Source organism: Kaistella solincola (genome assembly GCF_000812875.1).
Lineage (GTDB): Bacteria > Bacteroidota > Bacteroidia > Flavobacteriales > Weeksellaceae > Kaistella > Kaistella solincola.
On the sequence record NZ_JSYK01000003.1, the window covers coordinates 108,923 to 129,788 of the forward strand.

Sequence of the window (20,866 nt, forward strand, 5' to 3'; positions counted from 1 at the left end):
TTTAAAAATTTTTCGGATTTGGATGAATAAATTGATAGTTGAAATCGCGGATTAATTTTTCCGAAGAAATTATTCGCTGCTTCTCTTTGCTTTTTTTGGTTTTTTCCGGATTTAAGATCTCAGCAATTGTTGGATGTTCCGGCGCCACCAAATTATAGGTTTCACCTTTTCTTTCGGAATTGATGAAAAGTTCGACGACTGCTAAAATATCTTCGTAATGAATATAATTTGCGGCTTTATCTGGGTTTTCTGGCTCGCGGTTTTTGTAGATGTTTTTAAGCGAACGGTCGTCGCCCATCAAGCCACCCAAACGCAAAATATTCGTCTGTGGATATTGATTTCTGACCAAAGTTTCCGCTGCGCTGATGTCTGTCCGTAAATTTCCGGTGTTTTCTTCGGTGAAAACTTCTTTTTCCTGCGGATAAATCCCAGTGGAGCTGAAAAGTAAAGTTTTCGGGAATTGAGTTTCGAGTGTTTGAAAACCTTCAAACCAGGAATTGCGGGAAATCGGCATGCTGAAAATGGCCATATCAACGGAATCCAAAACGCTGAAATCCGGATTTTGTGCAAAATTTAACAAATGAACTTCACTCGCGACTTTTTGCAAAGGCAAAATTTTGTCCGCCGAAGTAGTGGTGGCGATGAGGTGGTAATTTTTTTTAGTCAGATAGTCTGCCAGTTTACTGCCAACCCAACCTGCACCTATTATTGCTATTCTCATGAGTTCAGAAAATTTTGCAGCAGTTGCTCTACTTTATGTTTTGCGACTTCCAGTTGGTCGTTTACTACAATTTCATCGAAGTCGTCTTTGAAGGAAATTTCTTCCGTCGCTTTTTCCACACGCATTTTTATGGTTTCCATATCGTCGGTTCCGCGCGCGATTAAGCGAAGTTCCAGATCTGCGACGGACGGCGGCATGATGAAAACGGAAAGTGCTTTTTCGCCGAAATATTTTTTCAAGGAAATTCCGCCCTGCACATCCACATCGAAAATTACGGTTTTTCCGGCGGCCCAAATTCTTTCCACTTCGGATTTTAAAGTTCCGTAAAATTTATCGGTATAAACTTCTTCAAATTCCACAAAAGCATTTTCACCGATTTTCCGGCGGAAAACTTCGGAGGTGATAAAATGATAATCGATGCCGTTTTCTTCAGTTCCTCTTGCAGCGCGCGTTGTACACGAAATGGAAAAGGCTAGCTCCGGAAAGCGCGAAAGGCAATGTTTAACCAAAGTTGTTTTTCCACTGCCGGAAGGTGCTGAAAATATGATTACTTTTTCTTTCAAACGGTATTTTTTAATTAAAATCTATTTTATGTAAAACGAAAAAAAATGCCTTTAAAGCACGTTTAAAGTTTGTTCTTTCACTTTTTCCAGGTCGTCTTTCATCATCACCACGAGTTTCTGGATTTCTGCGTGGCTGGCTTTTGAACCCAATGTATTGATTTCGCGCCCAATTTCCTGCGAAATAAAACCGAGTTTCTTCCCGTTGAAATTTTCCTGCTGCATGACTTCCTTATAATATTTAAGGTGTTGCGCGAGCCGAACTTTTTCTTCAGCGATATCCAGTTTTTCGGTGTAGTAGGCCATTTCCTGGTAAAAACGCGTTTCATCAAGCTGGTCAAATTCGCTGAGCGATTTTCGGTAACGTTCTTTTACACCTTCCATCCGGATTCCTTCATAAGGTTCCACCTGCGAGAGATAAGATTCGATATTATCAATATTTCTCGTGAGCTCATCCTGTAAAATTTTACCCTCTGTTTGGCGGAATTTTCCGAAATTTTCTAAAGCTTCTTCTACAAGCTTCACAAGGAAATTCCATTCTTCTTCGGTTAAATCTTCAGATTTTGAAGAAATGGCGTCCGGCATGCGGATCGCCATTTTCAGATATTCAAATTCTGGCCCGTCTGCGGCTATTTTTTTCAGTTCTGCCATGTAAGATTTTACCAAAGTTTCGTTCACTGTGGTTTCAGAAACTTCACTCAGCGATTCTACGTTGACGTAGCAATCTACTTTTCCGCGCTGTACACGGTCATTCAATAATTTGCGGAGATCGTATTCTTTTTCCTTGTAACGAAACGGAATTTTTATGTTGAGGTCAAATGATTTGCTGTTCAGCGATTTCAAGTCTACGGTAATCTTTTTACCTTCGAAAACGCCTTCACTTCGGCCAAAGCCGGTCATTGATAAAATCATGGAAATTCTTTATTAGACAAAGATAATTATTTCCAACCGTCTGCGCTTAGTAAGCGTCCTGAAAACTTTCCGCAGTTACGGAAAAGATTATTTTATATATTTGCACTTATTAAATAAAGACTCAAAAATATGCTAAAATCGCTTTTCCATTGGAAAGTTCTGGTTAATTTGCTGGTAGCGGCAGCAGTTTTCGTAGGATTGGTTTGGCTTACTTTCCGGTGGTTGGAAGTCCATACCAATCATGGCAAAGAAATTCCGGTGCCGAACGTGATGAACCGTTCTGTACACGAAGCGATTAAGATTCTGGACGATTCCGGTTTGGAATATGAGGTAGATAGCTTTAAATATGACCCAAAATACAGACCTTTTCAGGTTTTACAGATTTATCCTTCGGCGGGTTCACGCGTAAAAGACGGCAGAACCATCGTTTTGAAAGTGAATCCAAGAACGTACGCGCAGGTTTCCGTGCCGGATGTTCTAGACCGTTATAAAGGCCTAGCTTTCCGTCAGTTAGAACAGGTTGGTTTGAAAGTGGGCGATACGATTTATGAACCAAGCATTCAGCGCGATGCGGTTTTAAGGCTTATTTATAACGGAAATTCCATAAAACCGGGCGCTTTACTGCCACGTTTTTCTTCGGTTGACTTGGTTATTGGCGCTGGTCCGCAGCGAAATATTACCATACCAAATGTAGTTGGGCTGACGGTGCAGGAAGCGAAAGCGATTATTAAACAAAATCTTTTCGAAGTTGGTCTTGTAGAATATGAAGATGGCGTGGGAGATGAATCGGATATTGTCTATTTCCAGGATCCGGCGCCGGGCGATGTACGTGACCAGGGAATGCAGATGGATATTTGGGCGAGTAAAAAAACTCCCGCTGAAATGGGCAGAAAAATTTCGGAACTTACGTCGATGTACCGAATTAAAATTGATATGAACGCACCCGTTTATATTGACGAGGGAGCGGATTATATTCCGCCGGCACCACAAAGACGGGAACCTTCACAGGAGGTTCCAAGACCAACGATTCCTGCGGAAACAACACCGAAAGTGGAGACGCCGAAGCCTTCTACTGAAACAAAGCCGAAAGCAACAGACACTAAAACTACGACGCCAAAAACTTCGCCACCGAAAACCGAAGAAAAATCAAAAGCCAAAAAAGTGGTGGTGGAGTAATAAAAATTCCTTAAAGATTCTAAAGCTTCAACGGAAATGTTGGAGCTTTTCTTTACAATAATGATGACAGACGAACACGAAAACTTCCCAGATGAAGAATTAATAGGTCCCGAAACCGAAGCGGAAGCCGAAGGACTTTTTGAACATCTTTCGCTAAAAGTTGATAAAGGCCAGGCGCCACTGCGAATTGATAAATATTTGCAGATATTCCGGCAGAATTCTTCGCGGAATAAAATTTCCCAGACTTGCCGTGCAGGAAATGTCGTGGTAAACGGCAGTTCGGTAAAACAAAATTATAAGGTAAAACCAGGTGATGAAATTTCGGTGCTGTTAACGCATCCGCCGCGCCAAAATCTGATAATTCCACAGGATATTCCGATCAATATTGTTTATGAAGATGATGATGTGGTTGTGGTGGACAAAGACCCCGGCATGGTGGTTCATCCCGGACATGGAAATTATGACGGAACGCTGGTAAACGCGTTAGCTTACCATTTTGAAAAAAACGGAGTAAAATCTGATTTGGACCGCGTGGGACTTGTGCACCGCATTGATAAAGATACTTCCGGACTTTTAGTTATTGCAAAAACCGAATATGCATTGAGTTTTCTTGCTAAACAGTTTTTTGACCGAACTACGAAAAGACTTTATTGGGCTTTTGTGTGGGGAAATCTGGAAGAAGATTCAGGAACGATTACCGGAAATATTGGGCGCCACCTGAAAAACCGAATGCAGATGGCGGTTTTCGAAGACGGAAGTTTTGGCAAGCACGCCGTAACACATTATAAAGTTTTGGAGCGTTTCCGTTATATGACCTGGGTGGAATGTAAGCTTGAAACCGGCCGAACGCACCAAATCCGTGCACATTTTAAGCATATTGGTCATACATTGTTTAATGACGAACGATATGAAGGACACCAGATTTTAAAAGGAATCAATCTGCCGAAATACAAGCATTTCATCAAAAATGTTTTTGAAGTTTTGCCGCGTCATGCGCTGCACGCGCATACCTTAGGGTTTATTCACCCTACCACAAAAAAAGAAATGTATTTCGAAAGTCCCATGCCTAAAGACATGGAAGACGCTTTACAAAAATGGCGCAAATATTTAGAATCCTAAGTCACCAAACTTTTTTATATTTGATGAAAATTCAGCCTTTTAGCATGAAAAAATTTGGTTTTTTATTTTTCACCCTCGTTTTTTTCGCGACCGGAAAAAGCCAGGAAACCCTGCCGTATTACCAGCAATATTTGTTAGACGGGGATTTTCTATTCAATCCGGCGCTTTACGGAAAAACTGATGATGTGGTTTTGAACTTAAATTACCAGAAACAGTTTTCAAATTTCGAGCAATCGCCAAACGTACAATCCATCGGGCTTAATGCCAATGTTTTCGACCGTGTAGGAGCGGGTTTGTCATTTTTTAAGGATCAAAACGGTCCAATTTCATCAACCGGGATTTCTGCAGGTGCGTCATATTTTATTCCTTTGGATGATGACGGCGAACGTGCAAACCAGTTCTCTTTCGGTACCAACGTCAATTTTTATAATATGAATTTTGACTTGAGTATGCTGAATCCAGCCGAACCTGGAGATCCACTCTTAACCGCGGATTCCATTTTTCTCATTTATGCTAATCTCGGACTTGCCGTAACTTACCACAATTTTTTCGGTGGAGTTTCCATCAACGATATTGCTTTGAGCAACGACATCCCAATTGTCAACGGAATCGAGCCGGAACCAACGAAATATTTATTAAACGCGGGTTACGATTATTACTTAAGCGACGGTTTTTATATCAGTCCTTCGGTTTTGCTTAATTTAAATACCAATTCTTCGCGCTTTGTAGATATTAATTTGATGGCGACCGCCGAATCCGATGAAAATTCATTTTCGGCTGGTGCAAGTTTCCGCAGTGGGCTTAATAAATATGGTAACCAAACTCTAGCACTTTCGCCGGTGGTTAAAGCCACCGTAAACCGGTTCTTTTTCGGTGCGAGCTATAATTTTGGTATGTCGGATATTCAGCAATACGCAGGCAGCAGTTTTATGATCAGCATCGGTTATAAATTCGATAATTTCATCAATTCCAGAGGGTATCGTTATTAAAAATTTGCCGCTATTCGGGCATTTTTTTTCGATTTTCTAAAGTTTAAATTTCAGCCTTGATTTACCTTCACATTCCGTTCTGCAAACAGAAATGCAGTTACTGCAATTTTCATTTTTCCACTTCTTTAAAATATAAGGAAGAAATGGTTGCCGCGCTGAAAATGGAAATTTTTCTAAGAAAAAACGAGCTTGAAAACCAGAATTTAAAATCTCTGTATTTTGGCGGCGGAACGCCGTCGCTTTTAAGTGTTGATGAATTACAATCGCTAATCGATGAGGTTTTGAAGTATTTTTCATTCAATGAAAAAATAGAAATAACGCTTGAAGCCAATCCCGATGATTTGGATGGAAATTTTCTGAAAGCTTTAGCAAAAACGCCTTTTAACCGGCTTTCGATTGGGACACAAAGCTTTTTTAATGAAGATCTTCAGTTGATGAACCGCGCGCACGATGCCGGCGAAGCTGAAGATTCCATAAAAAGGGCACAGGATTTTGGTTTTGAAAATATCAGCATCGATTTAATTTACGGTTCACCCACTTCCAATCTGGAGATCTGGAAGAAAAACCTCGTAAAAACCATCGAACTTCAGGTTCCGCACATTTCTTCTTACGCTTTGACCGTTGAACCGAAAACCGCTTTAAATGCCTGGATTTCTCAGGGAAAAGTCGCGGCACCAAAAGAAACCGACCAGAATCAGGAATTTTTTTTCATGACCGAATTTCTGAAAAAAAACGGTTTTGAACATTACGAAATTTCCAATTTTGGAAAGCCAGGGTTTCATTCAAAACATAATTCCGCGTACTGGAAATATGGCGAATACTTGGGAATCGGCCCGTCCGCACATTCCTATAACGGACGAAACGAAAGAAGCTGGAATGTGGTAAATAATCAGCAATACATACAGACTGTAAATCAAAATAAGCTGGCAAAAGAAACCGAAATTTTAAGCGAAAAGGACCAGTATAACGAAATTTTGATGATCGGTTTGCGGACAAGCTGGGGCGTAGATTTAATTTCGTTAAAGGAAAAGATCAGCCCGGAATTATGGGAATATTTTCAAAATGTCATTCAGGAAAAACTACAGTCCGGACTTTTAGAAATTTGCGAAAATCACCTCAGAATACCGGAAAAAAACTGGTTTTTAGCCGACGGAATTGCGAGCGATTTGTTTTATGTGAATTAAACCTGAATTTATTTGCCGCTTTTTGGGCATTTTTTTTCATTTTTAAATAGTGCCTTTCCATGCTTTTGTTGCACATCATCAAATCATCACATTATCGCATCAATGTAAATTCGTATTTTTGCAAAAATTCTTACGCTTGAAAACTCCTGATTTCAGTCATCTCTCGGCAGACCAGCCTATTGGTATTTTCGATTCCGGTGTCGGCGGGCTGACCATCGCAAAAGAAATTAAACGCCTTTTACCACAGGAAAATCTGATTTATTTCGGCGACACGAAGCATCTGCCGTACGGTGAAAAATCGCGTGAAGCGATTATTGGCTATTCCACAAAAATTACCTCTTTTTTGCTGGAAAAAAACTGTAAAGCGATTGTTATCGCGTGCAATTCGGCGACCGCCAATGCGCTGAAAGAAGTTCTGGAACTGGTGAATCAGAAAGTTCCGGTCATCGATGTCATCAATCCGGTGGCGGAAAAAGTGTCGTATGAAATTCACAACAATGTCGGCGTGATCGCGACAAAAGCTACGGTTTCATCAGGTCTGTACAGGAAGACCATACGCAAGCACAATAAATTCATCAAGGTTGATGAGCTGGCGACGCCGCTTTTGGTTCCGGCGATTGAGGAAGGCTTTAAAAATCACCCGATTACGCATGCAATTGTTTATAATTATCTGAGCAACAGCAAGTTGAAAAATATTGAAACTTTAATTTTGGGCTGTACACATTATCCGCTTTTGCTGAATGAAATCAAGCAGTTTTACGGAAACCGCGTGCGTGTCATTGATTCGCCGAGTATTGTGGCGAACCAATTGAAAGTAATTCTGGAAAAACACCGTTTGCTGAACAAAGATAATAACGAAGCAACTTACCAGTTTTATCTTTCGGATATAACCAAAAATTTCGAGAAAATATCCCGAAAATTTTTTGGAAACTCCATCGATCTGGAGCTGAAAGTTCTTTAAAAAAAAGTTATTCAGCTGTAATTTCTGCAGTTTCGGGCGCAGTTTCATTAGCTTTAAAAAAAGAAAAGCTCACGTTCCCATACTTTCTGGTATCCAGTAAATTGGGATGTTGCAGCAAATTTCGGCTTTGATGTTCCAGCACGAAAATTCCGTCTTCTTTCAGATAATTATTGTTTAACACCAGCGAGAGCAATTCCTGGTATTTTTTATCGTCGGTATCAAACGGCGGATCAGCAACAATTAAATCAAAGGTTTTCCGGTTGCGGTTTTTCTTCAAATAATCATAAACATCAGCACGCTGCAGGCTGACCTGCAAGCTCATATCCAGCTCCGCAGCGGTAGAATTAATGAAAGCCGCATGTTTTACGTTCATCTCCACGGAAGTAATATCCTGGCAGGCGCGAGAGGCAAATTCCAGACTTAGGGAACCGATGCCGGCGAATAGATCCAGCACAGAAATCGAAGCGAAATCAATGCGGTAGCGGTTTTCAAGGATGCTGAACAGCGCTTCTTTAGCGAAATCGGTGGTTGGTCTTACCGTAAAATTTTTCGGTGCGGAAATTCGTTTGGCTTTCCACTGGCCGCTTATAATTCGATACATCGGATTTAGTTGATAGTTGTCAGTAATCAGTTGTCAGTAATCAGTTGTCAGTGACAGTGAGTAGTTTAAAGGTTTTAAAACGATAATGCTTTCGATTAATTGTAAAAGCTAAAAAATTTAATCATTAGTAATTAACCATTAACCATTCACAATTAACCATTCACAATTAATAGCTATTTAAGAATAAAATTCTTTTGCGGAATATTGTCGAAATTTATTTTGAGCTTTTTGACGAATTTTTTTAATTCTGAAATAAAAGTTTCATTTTCAGTCGTTTCGCCGTACACGAAAAACTGGGTTTCATCAATTCCGAAACCAATTTTGCTTAAGGTAAACATGATGAAATACAAAAAATCTACTTCGGAATTTACATCTAAATTATTGTAAAGTATAATTTTTTTATGATCAAACGCGAAAAATTCGCATTGCTGATGATACAAATTGATGTGAATTTCTTTCTGATTTTTCACCGAAATCCGGTTCAAAAATTCTTCACCTGAAAAATTAAATTTCGTCGGGATTGCCAGAGATTTTATCTGCTGATAGAAAACTTTCGGGAAAGCATAATAGAACTGAACACCAAATTTTTTGTTCAGCGCCAACATCAATTCTTCGTTTTCTTTGTCAACAGGCGCGTTGAAGGCAATTAAATAAAAACCAAAATCGTGTTGTGAAAAACCTTCGGGCATCATCGTGAAATGATTGAGCGCCGAAATGACATTTATTTCTTTAAATTTTTGCAGCTTTAAAATCCGCGTGAGCTGATCTGCACAAAATTCTTCCGGATTTTCGTCACCGCAAAGCAATATTTCTTCTTTCAGCACGTTTTTTTGCCGGTGAATCTGGTATTGGATGCCGCCTTTGGTAAAAAGTAGTTTGAGATTTTCCATGTTTAGAGCCACAAATTTATTAAAATTAATCGGCTTTCGAAATTCCGGATTTGAAGCGAGCTGAGCAATGTCATTGCGAATGCTGAATGAGATTTTATATCTTTGTCAGGAAATTAATTTTCAAAGAGATAAGCCGGAAAATTTCGATTTTGGAAAATGAAATTTCAATAATTTAAATATGAAAAAAAATGCCATTTTAAGCGGTAATTTTTTCATTAATTTAAACCAGAAAAATTAAATAAAATACGATATGAAGAAATTAATTATGATTTTTATGCTGATGTTTTCCGTGACGATTTTCGCGCAGAAAATTCAGAATCAAACGGTGGACGCGGCGTGCGGAATGTGCATGTTTAAAGTAAAAACCGATAAAGGTTGCGCAATGGCGGTGAAAATCGACGGCAAAATTTACCACGTTGACGGTCTTGACAAAAAGACTTTTGGTGACGCTCACGCTGCCGATGGTTACTGCAAAATCTTGAAAAAAGCGGTGGTGAGCGGCGAAATTAAAAAAGATAAATTTTACGCGACCAGCTTTAAATACGTGAATTAATTCCGAATTTTTTGCCCAAATAGCAGCGAAAAAATTATTTTAACGAAAATAAACCAATACTGTACCAGACTGATGGTGCAGTATTTCTTTGTTATGAAACTCCAGATTGGTCTGGCTTTCCAGCACGTCGTGAACCATTTGCTGCAGCACGCCGTCGCCAATTCCGTGGATGATTTCGAGGCGTTTTAAATTATGTTCGCGGCAGAAATCCAGGGTTTTCAGGAGTTTTTCTTTTTGCAAAAATAACCGCTCAAAAGCATCTATTTTTTCGGAATTCTTTTCAAAGTTTTCAAAATGTAAATCCAGAACTAAAGGATTTTTGTGATGCTTTTTTGATTTTGGTTTTGAAGTTTCTTCTTTCTGAACGGTTTGAAAATGCTTGTAAATTTCGGGATTTTGAAGCACGATTTCGTTTTCAGTAAATTCATGCGAAAAACCGTGTTCGTCCTCCACGATAATTTTTTTGCCGTTAAAAGCCGTAATTTTTCCTTTTACATTATCATCGATCACCGAAACTTTATCACCAATATTCATAAGTGCAAATTTAGCTTTTTGGAAAATCATTAAAACATTTAATTTTAAAATGAAAAAAAATGCCGGAAAAGGAGGATGTTTTTTAAACTAATTTGGTTCAGATTTTAATGAAATGTAATTTCAAAAAAAATGCTCAAATACATCGATATTTCTTTAATATTAATTTTCAGTGCAAAAAAATAAGATTTTGAATGCGCACGGAAATCTTCCCGAAAATTTCCATAAATTTGAATTTCAGAGAAATTGATATTAAAATAAAAAATATTAGATAAAGAATGGATCCTATTTTTGACCTTATTGAGCAGGAAAGACAGCGACAAACGCATGGAGTGGAGCTGATTGCGTCGGAAAATTTTGTGTCGGAAAACGTGATGAAGGCTGTAGGCAGCGTTTTGACCAATAAATATGCGGAAGGTTATCCTGGCAGACGTTATTATGGCGGATGCGAAGTCGTGGACGAGGTGGAGAATCTGGCTATTGATCGTGCGAAAGAACTTTTCGGTGTGGATTATGCGAATGTTCAGCCGCATTCTGGATCGCAGGCGAATGCTGCGATTTATCTTTCGATCATGAAACCTGGTGATAAAATGTTGGGTCTGGATCTTTCGATGGGCGGACATTTAACGCACGGTTCTTTCGTGAATTTTTCGGGAATTCAGTACGATGCGCATTTTTATGGCGTGGAAAGAGAAAGCGGATTGATCGATTACGAGGCGATGCGCCAAAAAGCGCTGGAAGTAAAACCGAAAATGATTATTGCTGGTTATTCGGCATATTCCCGTGATTTGGACTTTCAAAAATTCCGAGAAGTTGCGGATGAAGTAGGTGCTACTTTGTGGGCAGATATTGCGCATCCTGCAGGTTTGATTGCGAAAGGTCTGTTGAGTTCTCCGTTTGAGCATTGTCATGTGGTGACAACTACGACGCACAAAACGTTGCGTGGGCCGCGCGGCGGACTGATTATGATGGGCAAAGATTTCGAAAATACCTACGGCCACAAAACGCCGAAAGGAGATATTAAAATGATGAGCCAAGTTCTGGACAGTGCCGTTTTTCCGGGAATTCAGGGCGGTCCGTTGGAACATGTGATTGCCGGAAAAGCGGTTGCTTTTGCTGAAGCGCTTGATGACCGGTTTTTGGTTTATATGAAGCAGGTTGTTGCGAATGCGCGCGCCTTGGCGAAAGCAATGATCGACAATGGTTTTGATATTGTGAGCGGTGGAACGGATAATCATTTGATGTTGGTGGACCTTCGAAATAAAAACGTAAACGGAAAAGAAACTGAGAAAGCCTTGGTGAAAGCGGATATTACGTGTAACAAAAATATGGTGCCTTTTGATGATAAATCCGCGTTTACGACTTCCGGAATCCGCTTGGGTACCGCTGCAATTACCACGCGTGGATTGAAAGAAGCTGATATGGAAGTGCTTGCAGGTTTGATCAACGATGTGGTGATGAACATCAATGATGAAAATACTATTAATGATGTACGGAAAAAGGTAAATCAGATGATGGAAGGAAAAGCCTTGTTTAATTTTTAAAAAAAGTTGCTGATAATTTTGAAATTTTATTTTAAATTTGATAAGAAGTAAGCATTTTTTTAATTTAATTTTAGCATAACTGTTTGGAACACAAGTCTTACACGTTTTTGGAAATCAAACAGAAGATGGTTAATTACTGTGTTTATCAGGACCGATGCCATCAGGAAGTTGAGCAGAAAATGCGTGATTTTTTACTGGTGCTCGAGGCAAAGGAGGAAATTCTGCTTTATCTGATGCGGGAAAATTATCTGAATGAAGAAAGGTTTACGCGCAGTTATATACGAGGTAAGTTTTATATTAAATCCTGGGGACGGAATAAAATCCGTAATCATTTGAAATTTAAAGGTGTACCAGAAAAGTTGATTAATAAAAGTTTTGATGAAATCGATGATACCGATTATGAAAACACATTAAAAAAACTCTGGCACGATTATTATTGCAAGCAGAAAGGTTTTCAGGAATACCAGAAAAAGTCAAGAACGATTAAGTATCTTTTAGGAAAGGGCTTTGAATATGAAGTTATTCAGCAAACCCTAAGTGAAATTGGAAAATAAATTCATATATTTTAAAGAATAATTTCTGATTATTTTTATTTAAACTTATGGGCAACATAAATATAATATATAAAAAACGAATTAGTATATGATTGTCTTTCTGAGCCTTTGCGAGTCATTCAAATTACAAAAAACTTTCCAGTTCAAAAATTTTTAATTAATTTGCGGGATATTTCTAAAAACTGGGAACACATACTATTGAAAAAAACTACTTATGAAAAAAATAAATTTAATAATTGCACTCGTGCTTTTTATAACCTTAAGCGCTCAGAACTCTGGTGAAACCAGATTTGGTGTAACCGGCAATTTTCATAGAGGATCAATCGTAAATGTACATGACGAATCAGTTGGGCGTTATGGTGGTACCCTGGGGGTACTGGCAGAAATTCCAATGTTACGAAGTGATGTTACGGGCGGGGAATGGCTTTTCTTTGTTCCGATGGTGGAATACAGCATGCAGGGAGAAGTTGCAAAAGCAGATGTAGGTAGATATGGTCGTCAAAAATTCCTCCATGATTATATTGGAGCACAGTTCTATGTGAAATATTTTTTCCACCCGAATAATAATTTAAGTGATTATTTTGTTTTTTTAGGGCCACGTGTTGAGTTCCTTGTGAGAGAAGATAGACAGGTCAGTGAATTATACGATATAGACTATTTTAAGTATAATAATGACGATGAGTTGAATAAAATTGGAATTGGCTTATCGGTAGGTGCTGGTGCACGTGTAACCGATGACTTGGAAGCTGTAATAAGGTTTGACCGCGGATTTTCCAAAGTTTATCCCAACAATACCAATGGGGTAACCTATAACCGACAGTTAAGCGTTGGGGTTAATTATTATATAAGAAATAATAGATAGGTGAATCTTTAGGAGTTTAAAAACTTCCAAATTTTTATTCTGAGTCGAAAAACACAAAAATGAAGAAATACGTAACGGTATTTATTATATTCGCTATTTTTATACATTCCTGCAAACCCAAAGAAAACATTGTTTACCTTTCGAATGATAATTTCGAGCAGGAAGTTTCGAAAGCAAAATATGAAGGCCTCCATATTCAGGAAGGCGATCGATTGCAAATCTTGGTATCTGCATTAGACGAAATTGCAGTACGGCCCTTTAATATTTCTACGATGTCCAGAACAAGTTCTGCTAGTTCTGGGGATGCGGGTACAAATCAAGTGATAAGTCCAGCTGAATACATGGTTACCTCTGAAGGAACCATTACCTTTCCCGTTTTAGGGATTATTTATTGCGAAGGCATGACCAAGAAACAGTTGCAGCAGGATTTGGAAAACCGTTTACTTCGTTATCTTACAGATCCCATGGTTACCGTAACCCTGGCCAATTTTAATTTCAGCGTTTTGGGTGAAGTGAAAAGCCCGGGCCAGAAGACCAGTACCACCGAAAAACTCAATATTTTCCAGGCATTGGCTCTTGCTGGTGATGCCACGTATGATGCTAACAGAACCAACGTGAAATTGATTCGCTATTCTGAGCAGGATGAAAAAGATAAAATCGTCTCCTTAGACCTTTCTGAAGCTTCTATTGTGAACTCACCGTATTACTACATCCAGCAAAATGATATTCTCTATGTAGAACCGGACAAAAATAAACAGGTAGCGGTTAAAACCAATTCAGCCGTCGATCAGTGGATAAGATATGGGGGTGTCGCCCTTGGTCTTGTCACCTTAATTCTTACCTTAACCCGATAATACTGGCTATGGAACTTCTGGAAAATTCTTCACCTTCAAAGCCGGTACAGCCTATCAATCTTAAAAAGGAAATAGGAAAATATTTCCGCTATTGGCCTTGGTTTCTTTTAAGCATGGCTTTATTTTATGCTGCTGCAAAAACTTATCTGCGCTACGCAGAACCCCAATATTATACAACAACTTCACTTAAACTTCAGGAAACCAAAGGAAACAGTACTGCTGCCCTCAGTGATCTTAAAACGTTGGGGGTAGGAATAAGTGGTGATACAGAATTGCAAGGTGAAACGACCATTATTGTTTCAAAACCAATCCTAACTGAAGTTGTAAAAAATCTTGGCCTAAATGTTAGTTTTTTTAGTATTGGAACCATCAAAGAAATTGAACTTTATGATGACTCCCCTTTAAATGGTAAGATTATTTCTCTCGACAATCCGGCTAGATTCCACGAAAACAGCTTCATCGTAACACCTGTCGGTAGAAATTCTTATAAACTTAGCGATTCCGACAAAGTTTACCGCTTTGGCAGTCCCGTCAGGTTAAACTTTGGAATAGTACAACTAGATGCCAAACCTGGCGTTGCTTTAAATTCACCTTTAAAGGTCGTTTTTCGCTCCCTGGGAAATGCAATCGGTAATCTGGAAAATAGAATCAGCGTTTCATTACCTCCTGAAAAAGGTTTGCTTATGGAACTTTCCTTTGTAGGTCCTACTCCTCAAAAATCTGAAGATATATTAAACGAGCTTTCTAAACAGTATATTATTGACGGGATTAACGATAAAAATCAGGAGGCCCAGAACACTCAAAACTTTATCAATGATCGTCTGGCCATTATTACTGATGATCTGTCTGGTATTGAAGGCGAAAAAGAAACATTCAAACGAACCAACCAGATTACGGATTTGGAAGCTCAGGCGGGTATTTCCCTGACAAATGTTGAAGAAAATACAAAAGCCATTCTTACCAATACCATGCAGCTGGATTTAATAAATTCAGTTTTAGCTGCTAGCGCAGGAAACCAACTTATCCCTTCCGGAATGGGCCTTCCCGCAGGTTCTGAAACTGCCATTTCTGAATATAACAATCTTGTTATTAACCGGAACAGGGTTTTGAAACAGGCAACGCCTGAAAATCCTGCCGTAATCGAAATGAATAAGCAGATCGCTTCTCTAAAGAATCTCATCCGTCAGAATTTGATGGAATCAAAAGAAACATTGCAGCTCCAAGTGGCTCAGGCAAAAGGACAACTTAATATCGCGAAAGGTAACATTAGCAAATTTCCAACCCAAGAAAAGATATTTCGCGGTATTGATCGACAGCAAAATTTAAAGGAACAACTCTATCTTTATCTTTTACAAAAAAGGGAAGAAAACGCTATAACACTTGCTGTTACAGCACCTAAAGCTAAAATTGTCAATCCTGCTTATACCACTGGTGTGGTTTCGCCGAATAGCACTCAAATTGTCTACGGTGCTTTAGCTGCAGGTTTTTTACTTCCTCTTTTATTTCTCGTAGGAGCAAATGTTTTGGATACACGGGTACATTCCAAGCTTCATATTTTGAACCAAATACCTGAAGCGTCTGTTGTCGCGGAAATTCCTTTCCATAAAGAAGAAAATTCGATGGTACACCCGAATGATTTTTCAGTTTTCGCCGAATCCTTCCGTATATTAGCGTCCAATCTTAAATATATGCTGCGTGCTAAAGAGCAGTCACACGGCGGCGTAATTCTGGTGACTTCCTCCGTGAAAGGCGAAGGAAAGACCACCATTTCAATGAACTTAGCGTTAACGCTTGCTGGTAAAAACAAAGTTATCGTGGTAGGCGCGGACATTAGAAATCCACAACTGCATCGTTTCATTTCAGGTGAAAATATTGGTTTAACCGATTTTCTGGTCTCTGAAGATACTGATCCCAATTCTTTTATCATACCTTCTAAAGTAAATGACAACCTGGATGTTTTTTTTAGTGGACAAATAGCTCCAAATCCTAACGACCTTTTGGATATGACCAAGTTCGATAACCTTATTGACTATCTAAAAGGTCGCTACGATTATGTCGTACTTGATTCCGCGCCAGTGATGCTCGTGAGTGATACTTTACATCTAGTTGAAAATTCAGATGTCGTACTTTACGCCGTAAAATCAGATTTTACTGAAAAAGAGATGATAACTTTCGCTGATGGCTTCCAAAAGGAAAATGGAATCAAAAACTTAGCATTTGTTCTCAACGGCGTAAAACCAGAAAATACCCGTTATGGTAAAAGATACGGTTATGGCTATTATTCTTACACTCACGAAGAAAAACTGCCTTGGTATAGAAAATATTTGTAAGTTCCATAGATGGGCAGCCTGAGACAAACAAAAACGGTTCTTGCCACCAAATTTCACCTGCCCTACTATTTGTACAAGCAGCTGGGAAACAAATTCTGGATTGTTCTGCTCCTTAACTCCCTACTTGTTTTTTTGGATGGCATAGGTATCGCAATGTTTGTACCTCTGCTTCAGTTGACCGAATCAAATGCCTCACGAGGTGACACACCAAATGAGGTAATGGTTAAGCTCCAAACGCTTTTCCAGTCCGTTTCTGTTGAGCTTACGCTTACTAATATACTCCTCCTAATTTTTCTCCTCTTTACTGCCAAAGCGCTCCTTTATTTTGGATCTCAATTTTATCAGAATAAAATCATGATGAACTTTGTGCATGCCATGAGATACCGAAACAACGAGGCATTGCGCACGCTCTCGTACAAAAGTTTTTTAAAAAAAACTTTTGGTGAATTTCACCGTACACTGGCGGAAGAACCCGGACATGTACAACAAGCTGCAGGTTCTTATATTGATACGCTTAAAAACATTCTGGTGGTCCTTATTTATCTGTCACTTTCTACATTTTTCGATTTTAGGTTTACTGTACTAGTCATAGTGTGCGGTGGGGTATTTTACTGCATCTACTACTTCATTAATAAAAAAATTAAAATATTTTCGAGAGAAATTACAGCCATCACGCAGAAACACTCAAGTTATACGGCAGAAAAAATTTATAATTTCAAATACCTGAAAGCGACGGGTGCGCTCAATTTTTTTGTGACGAGGATGGAAAAGTTCGATGAATTCGTCTACTCCAAGTTTTACAAAATGGCACAACTGAATATATTCAGCAATGTCATCCGGGAACCTGTTCTTATTTATATGATTTGTATCCTGATTTTGATCCAGGTACGCATTTTAGGAGAATCGATGGCTTCCATGGTTGTCGTCCTTCTTCTTTTTTACCGAACAATTGGTTATATTTTATCTGTTCAGGGTGCCTGGAGCAGTTTCTTGCGGAATACTGGTGCTGTGGAAAACATGAGAAATTTTGAACATTACCTTGCCGTTAGCAGGGAGTCTTTTTCAGGCGAAAGAAAAATAAACCATATTGAAGAGTTGCGTCTTCAAAATGTTTCTTTACATTTTGACAATCAACCTGTGCTGACCAATATAAACCTACATGTTCCAAACCGCAAAATTCTTGCATTGGTCGGTGAGAGTGGCAGCGGAAAATCAACCCTTGTTAATATTTTGTGTGGACTCTATCTACCTGATAAAGGAAAATTTATAGTAAACGGAAATTCGGTTCAGGACCTGGATTTAGATTCTTTTCAAAAAAGAATCGGCTACATCACTCAGGATTCTACCATTTTTGCGGGTACCATTTATGAAAATGTAACCCTTTGGCAGGAAAAGACGCCTGACACTTTGAACAAATTTTGGCTAGCCATTAGGAGCAGCCATTTGGAAGAGTTTACAAACTCATTGCCTGAGCAAGAAAATACTATTCTTGGTCATAATGGTATAAACCTCAGCGGCGGACAAAAACAACGAATTTGTATCGCACGTGAGCTTTTTAAAGAGGTCGATCTTCTCGTAATGGATGAAGCGACCTCTGCTTTAGACGCACAGACTGAAAGTGACATCCAGAAAAGCATCGAGGAGGTCGGCGGCAAGATGACGGTCATCATTGTGGCGCATCGTCTCGCTACCATTCGTGCAGCACATCATATTGTTCTCCTCGAAAAAGGCCAGATTACGGCATCCGGAAATTTTGCAGACCTAAAAGAGCAGTCGGCTTACTTTGCCAAAGTAGCTTCACTTCAGGGACTTTAAATTGTCTTAAATTTTACTTATCTTTATTAATGTAAGTTCTTGCCTTTAAGGGGAGGAGCTGACCTGCTCATATGTCATGACCAACATAAATCTTAAATCCAATGGAAATAAGCCCTAAAATATCCCTCCTTATTGCCCATTATAATTCCGGTGTCTATTTTGAAAAGGCTTTCGAAAGTCTCTTACGCCAAAGCGAATTAGCCTGGGAAGCCATTATTGTGGACGATGCCTCAACGGATGGCAGTCTGGACCTGGTAAAATCTTTGATTAAGGAGGACCCCAGGTTTAAACTTTTTGAAAATAAGACGAACCTGGAAACTGCAAGCACTCTTAAAAAAGCCATTGAGTTATCTTCCGCTCCCCTCTTCGCCCGCCTGGATCCCGATGATACTTTGGAGCCCCATGCACTGGAAAAATCAATCAGAGCGCACGAAAAATATCAAAAAGTAGGTTTGGTATACTCCAACCATCTTGTCTGTGATGAAAATCTTAAAATAAAATGGGTTCATCAAGCAAAACCAGTGGATGATCTAACAAGCGAAAACTCTTTTCTTTATGATAATGAAATTTCCCAGTTTGCCTCTTTTAAAAGAGCCTTCTATGATCGCACATCCGGCGTCGATACATTTAATAAACGTGCAGAGGATGTGGACATGTACCTTAAAATGTGTGAGGTGGCACCTGTTTTTCATCTGAATGAGACGCTTTATAACTACAGAATACGACCTGGAAGTCGCCGGCAGTTCGACAATGCAGATAGGGCGAAATTCTGGTATTGGGTGGCACTTATAAAAATGGCAGAGCGCCGTAATTTAAATATTGAAGATTTTTTTGTGAAGCACTGCGCCAGGAGAAGTGAACTGCAGGCTTATATTGATAGGGAAGCACGCCTCAGGAAAATTGTTAATGGTAATATTTTCTTCAAGTCGGCATTGAGTGTTGGCCAAAAATTGAGGCTTTTCGATTTTAAAAAATACCTGGATAATTAACAAGCGATGCACCCGGAGATTTCAATATTATTAGCCAATTTTAATAATGGACATTTTTTCAAAGAAGCCTTCGACAGCCTTCTGCACCAAACCTTTAAAAATTGGGAAGCAATAATTATCGATGATTGTTCAACCGATAATTCGGTGGAGGTAATCCAAAACTTAATTAAAGGTGATGACCGTTTTCTTTTTTTTAAGAATGAGGTAAATAAAGGCTATCAGGAGACTATTGTTCGCGCAGTATCACTTTCACGTGCAGAAATCTTTGGCCGCTTGGATCCCGATGACACATTATCCCCTGATGCTATCGAAATATCAATGAATGCACACCGAAAAAATCCTGAGGTTGGCCTGGTTTATTCGGACCTTGCTGTTCGCGGTAAAGAGATGGAGTTTTGGTGGAAACACAGCAGCAAACAAATTGATCATCTGGACGAAAAATATTATAATTTAAATGGCGAGATTTCACCCTTTGCAACTTTTAAGAAATCTGTCTATAACCGAACTTCAGGTCTTGACCCCTGGATTCGCAGAGCTGAAGATAAAGATATTTACATGAAAATGTGTGAGGCTGCCCCTGTGATATATATTCCGCGGATGCTTTACAATTACCGACAGGTAGAAGGAAGTCTTTCAACAAATTCGAATGAACTGAAAGCCATTTTTTGGCATTGGGTAGCTCTTACCAGGATGATGGATCGACGTAAAATTAACCTTGAGGATATTTTTGTTGAAAAATTTGTTGATCGGCAGCGTGTGAATGATTCCGTTCGGGAGAGAGAACAACAAATCAAATGGCTTAAGAATAACTGGTTTGGACGCTTATTGGGTAAAACATGGGGTAAGAATTTTTAAAAATATTATGGAACATACGGTTAAAATATCAGTCCTTATCGCCAATTACAACAACGGTCATTTTTTTGAGGAAGCTTACCATAGTCTGGTGAACCAAACTTTTACGCAGTGGGAAGCCGTTGTAATTGATGATGCCTCTACAGACAATTCCGCAAAAATTATTCAGAATCTTATTCGTGGAGACAAACGCTTTCGATTCTATCAAAATAAAAAAAACAAAGGTTATCAGCGTACTGTCACCCGCGCTATTATGCTGTCGCAAGCCGAAATCTTTGGCCGTCTAGATCCAGATGATGTTCTTTACCCCAAAGCGCTGGAACTGTCTCTAAAAGAACATGAAAATCATCCAGAAGTGGGGTTGGTCTATTCAGATGTCTCCATATGTGATGAAAATCTTCGCATTTTATATCATCATGAGAGCTTCCAGATTGAATCTCTAAATGAAAAATATTACTTACTAGCAGGGGAAATTGGGGCCTTTGCCACTTTTAAAAAAGAAATTTACCACCGCGCTGGCGGTATAGACCCGTGCATAAAAAGAGCAGAGGATATTGATCTCTACATTAGGATGTGCGAAACAGCGCCGGTAAAAAGGATTCCGGAGCCCTTATATTATTACCGTATTTTAAAGAACAGCCTTTCTAAAGGAGAGAATGGGGAACGGTCCTATTTTTGGCATTTTGTTTCCCTCATTAACATGGCCGAACGGCGAAACTTAAATATTGAAGATCTGTTTGTAGAACATTTTATAGAAAGAGAAGAAATAATTCCCTACAGAATTCGCCGAAATAATCTGATTAAACTGGTTAAAAACAGTAGAATGCTTACAAAAATATGGCTTAAAACCGGCCGGGAGCTTTAAAAGT

General features: G+C 39.1%; 21 protein-coding genes. 15 read left to right on the forward strand and 6 right to left on the reverse strand.

Annotated elements, in window-relative coordinates; all coding sequences use genetic code 11:
* Position 1: 1 nt before the first annotated feature.
* From OA84_RS04540 to OA84_RS04550, 3 genes are read right to left on the reverse strand one after another with little or no spacing between them, the layout of a single operon-like run.
* Complete coding sequence (locus OA84_RS04540) at positions 2-721, reverse strand: Rossmann-fold NAD(P)-binding domain-containing protein (protein WP_039343109.1); 720 nt, start codon at positions 719-721, stop codon at positions 2-4.
* Positions 718-1,284: a guanylate kinase gene (gmk, locus tag OA84_RS04545; RefSeq protein ID WP_039343112.1), complete on the reverse strand. Its 567-nt coding sequence runs from the start codon at positions 1,282-1,284 to the stop codon at positions 718-720. Before gmk ends, OA84_RS04540 begins: the two co-directional genes overlap by 4 nt.
* A 51-nt stretch (positions 1,285-1,335) precedes the next feature.
* The gene (locus tag OA84_RS04550; protein WP_039343115.1) at positions 1,336-2,193 is read right to left on the reverse strand and encodes a YicC/YloC family endoribonuclease; all 858 of its coding nucleotides are present in this window, start codon (positions 2,191-2,193) and stop codon (positions 1,336-1,338) included.
* A gap of 129 nt (positions 2,194-2,322) precedes the next feature.
* Between OA84_RS04550 and OA84_RS04555 the strand changes: the two genes are divergently transcribed.
* The 5 genes from OA84_RS04555 (at position 2,323) to murI (ending at position 7,622) form a co-directional block, all read left to right on the forward strand.
* On the forward strand, positions 2,323-3,369 hold the full coding sequence (locus OA84_RS04555) for a PASTA domain-containing protein (RefSeq protein WP_039343118.1): 1,047 nt from the start codon (positions 2,323-2,325) through the stop codon (positions 3,367-3,369).
* Between the two features lie 63 nt (positions 3,370-3,432).
* A complete protein-coding gene (locus OA84_RS04560) occupies positions 3,433-4,488 on the forward strand; it encodes an RluA family pseudouridine synthase (RefSeq protein ID WP_394332716.1) in 1,056 nt (351 codons plus the stop codon).
* A 44-nt stretch (positions 4,489-4,532) separates the two neighbouring features.
* Complete coding sequence (locus OA84_RS04565) at positions 4,533-5,477, forward strand: PorP/SprF family type IX secretion system membrane protein (protein WP_039345677.1); 945 nt, start codon at positions 4,533-4,535, stop codon at positions 5,475-5,477.
* A 56-nt stretch (positions 5,478-5,533) separates the two neighbouring features.
* A complete protein-coding gene (hemW, locus tag OA84_RS04570) occupies positions 5,534-6,661 on the forward strand; it encodes a radical SAM family heme chaperone HemW (RefSeq protein WP_084060842.1) in 1,128 nt (375 codons plus the stop codon).
* 136 nt (positions 6,662-6,797) lie between these two features.
* Positions 6,798-7,622: a glutamate racemase gene (gene murI / locus OA84_RS04575; RefSeq protein WP_039343123.1), complete on the forward strand. Its 825-nt coding sequence runs from the start codon at positions 6,798-6,800 to the stop codon at positions 7,620-7,622.
* 7 nt (positions 7,623-7,629) lie between these two features.
* Here murI and OA84_RS04580 read toward each other — a convergent pair whose 3' ends face one another.
* A complete protein-coding gene (locus tag OA84_RS04580; protein ID WP_039343126.1) occupies positions 7,630-8,223 on the reverse strand; it encodes an RsmD family RNA methyltransferase in 594 nt (197 codons plus the stop codon).
* A 173-nt stretch (positions 8,224-8,396) separates the two neighbouring features.
* Positions 8,397-9,113 carry a DUF3822 family protein gene (locus OA84_RS04585; protein WP_039343128.1) on the reverse strand — a complete coding sequence of 239 codons (717 nt, stop codon included), beginning with the start codon at positions 9,111-9,113 and terminating at the stop codon, positions 8,397-8,399.
* A 250-nt stretch (positions 9,114-9,363) separates the two neighbouring features.
* On the opposite strand from OA84_RS04585, the gene OA84_RS04590 reads away from it, so the two are divergent.
* Positions 9,364-9,666 (forward strand): DUF6370 family protein, encoded by a 303-nt coding sequence (locus OA84_RS04590; protein WP_039343130.1) that lies wholly within the window; start codon positions 9,364-9,366, stop codon positions 9,664-9,666.
* 39 nt (positions 9,667-9,705) lie between these two features.
* Here OA84_RS04590 and OA84_RS04595 read toward each other — a convergent pair whose 3' ends face one another.
* A complete protein-coding gene (locus OA84_RS04595; protein ID WP_233701820.1) occupies positions 9,706-10,230 on the reverse strand; it encodes a Smr/MutS family protein in 525 nt (174 codons plus the stop codon).
* A 245-nt stretch (positions 10,231-10,475) separates the two neighbouring features.
* Here OA84_RS04595 and glyA point away from each other — a divergent pair, with 245 nt between their 5' ends.
* The 9 genes from glyA (at position 10,476) to OA84_RS04640 (ending at position 20,862) form a co-directional block, all read left to right on the forward strand.
* Positions 10,476-11,741, forward strand: coding sequence for a serine hydroxymethyltransferase (gene glyA / locus OA84_RS04600; RefSeq protein ID WP_039343132.1), 1,266 nt, complete (start codon positions 10,476-10,478; stop codon positions 11,739-11,741).
* Positions 11,742-11,866: 125 nt separating this feature from the next.
* Positions 11,867-12,295 carry a regulatory protein RecX gene (locus OA84_RS04605; RefSeq protein ID WP_039343134.1) on the forward strand — a complete coding sequence of 143 codons (429 nt, stop codon included), beginning with the start codon at positions 11,867-11,869 and terminating at the stop codon, positions 12,293-12,295.
* A gap of 214 nt (positions 12,296-12,509) precedes the next feature.
* Entirely contained in the window at positions 12,510-13,157 is a 648-nt protein-coding gene (locus OA84_RS04610) for an outer membrane beta-barrel protein (RefSeq protein ID WP_039343136.1), read from the forward strand.
* Positions 13,158-13,216: 59 nt separating this feature from the next.
* Complete coding sequence (locus OA84_RS04615; RefSeq protein ID WP_039343148.1) at positions 13,217-14,011, forward strand: polysaccharide biosynthesis/export family protein; 795 nt, start codon at positions 13,217-13,219, stop codon at positions 14,009-14,011.
* Positions 14,012-14,019: 8 nt separating this feature from the next.
* Positions 14,020-16,341 (forward strand): GumC family protein, encoded by a 2,322-nt coding sequence (locus OA84_RS04620; RefSeq protein WP_052252114.1) that lies wholly within the window; start codon positions 14,020-14,022, stop codon positions 16,339-16,341.
* A 219-nt stretch (positions 16,342-16,560) separates the two neighbouring features.
* Positions 16,561-18,156, forward strand: coding sequence for an ABC transporter ATP-binding protein (locus tag OA84_RS04625; RefSeq protein WP_233701836.1), 1,596 nt, complete (start codon positions 16,561-16,563; stop codon positions 18,154-18,156).
* Between the two features lie 101 nt (positions 18,157-18,257).
* Positions 18,258-19,145: a glycosyltransferase gene (locus OA84_RS04630; protein WP_039343152.1), complete on the forward strand. Its 888-nt coding sequence runs from the start codon at positions 18,258-18,260 to the stop codon at positions 19,143-19,145.
* A 6-nt stretch (positions 19,146-19,151) separates the two neighbouring features.
* Positions 19,152-20,000: a glycosyltransferase family 2 protein gene (locus tag OA84_RS04635; RefSeq protein WP_039343155.1), complete on the forward strand. Its 849-nt coding sequence runs from the start codon at positions 19,152-19,154 to the stop codon at positions 19,998-20,000.
* Between the two features lie 7 nt (positions 20,001-20,007).
* Positions 20,008-20,862, forward strand: coding sequence for a glycosyltransferase family 2 protein (locus OA84_RS04640; protein WP_039343158.1), 855 nt, complete (start codon positions 20,008-20,010; stop codon positions 20,860-20,862).
* The last annotated feature ends 4 nt before the right edge of the window (positions 20,863-20,866 follow it).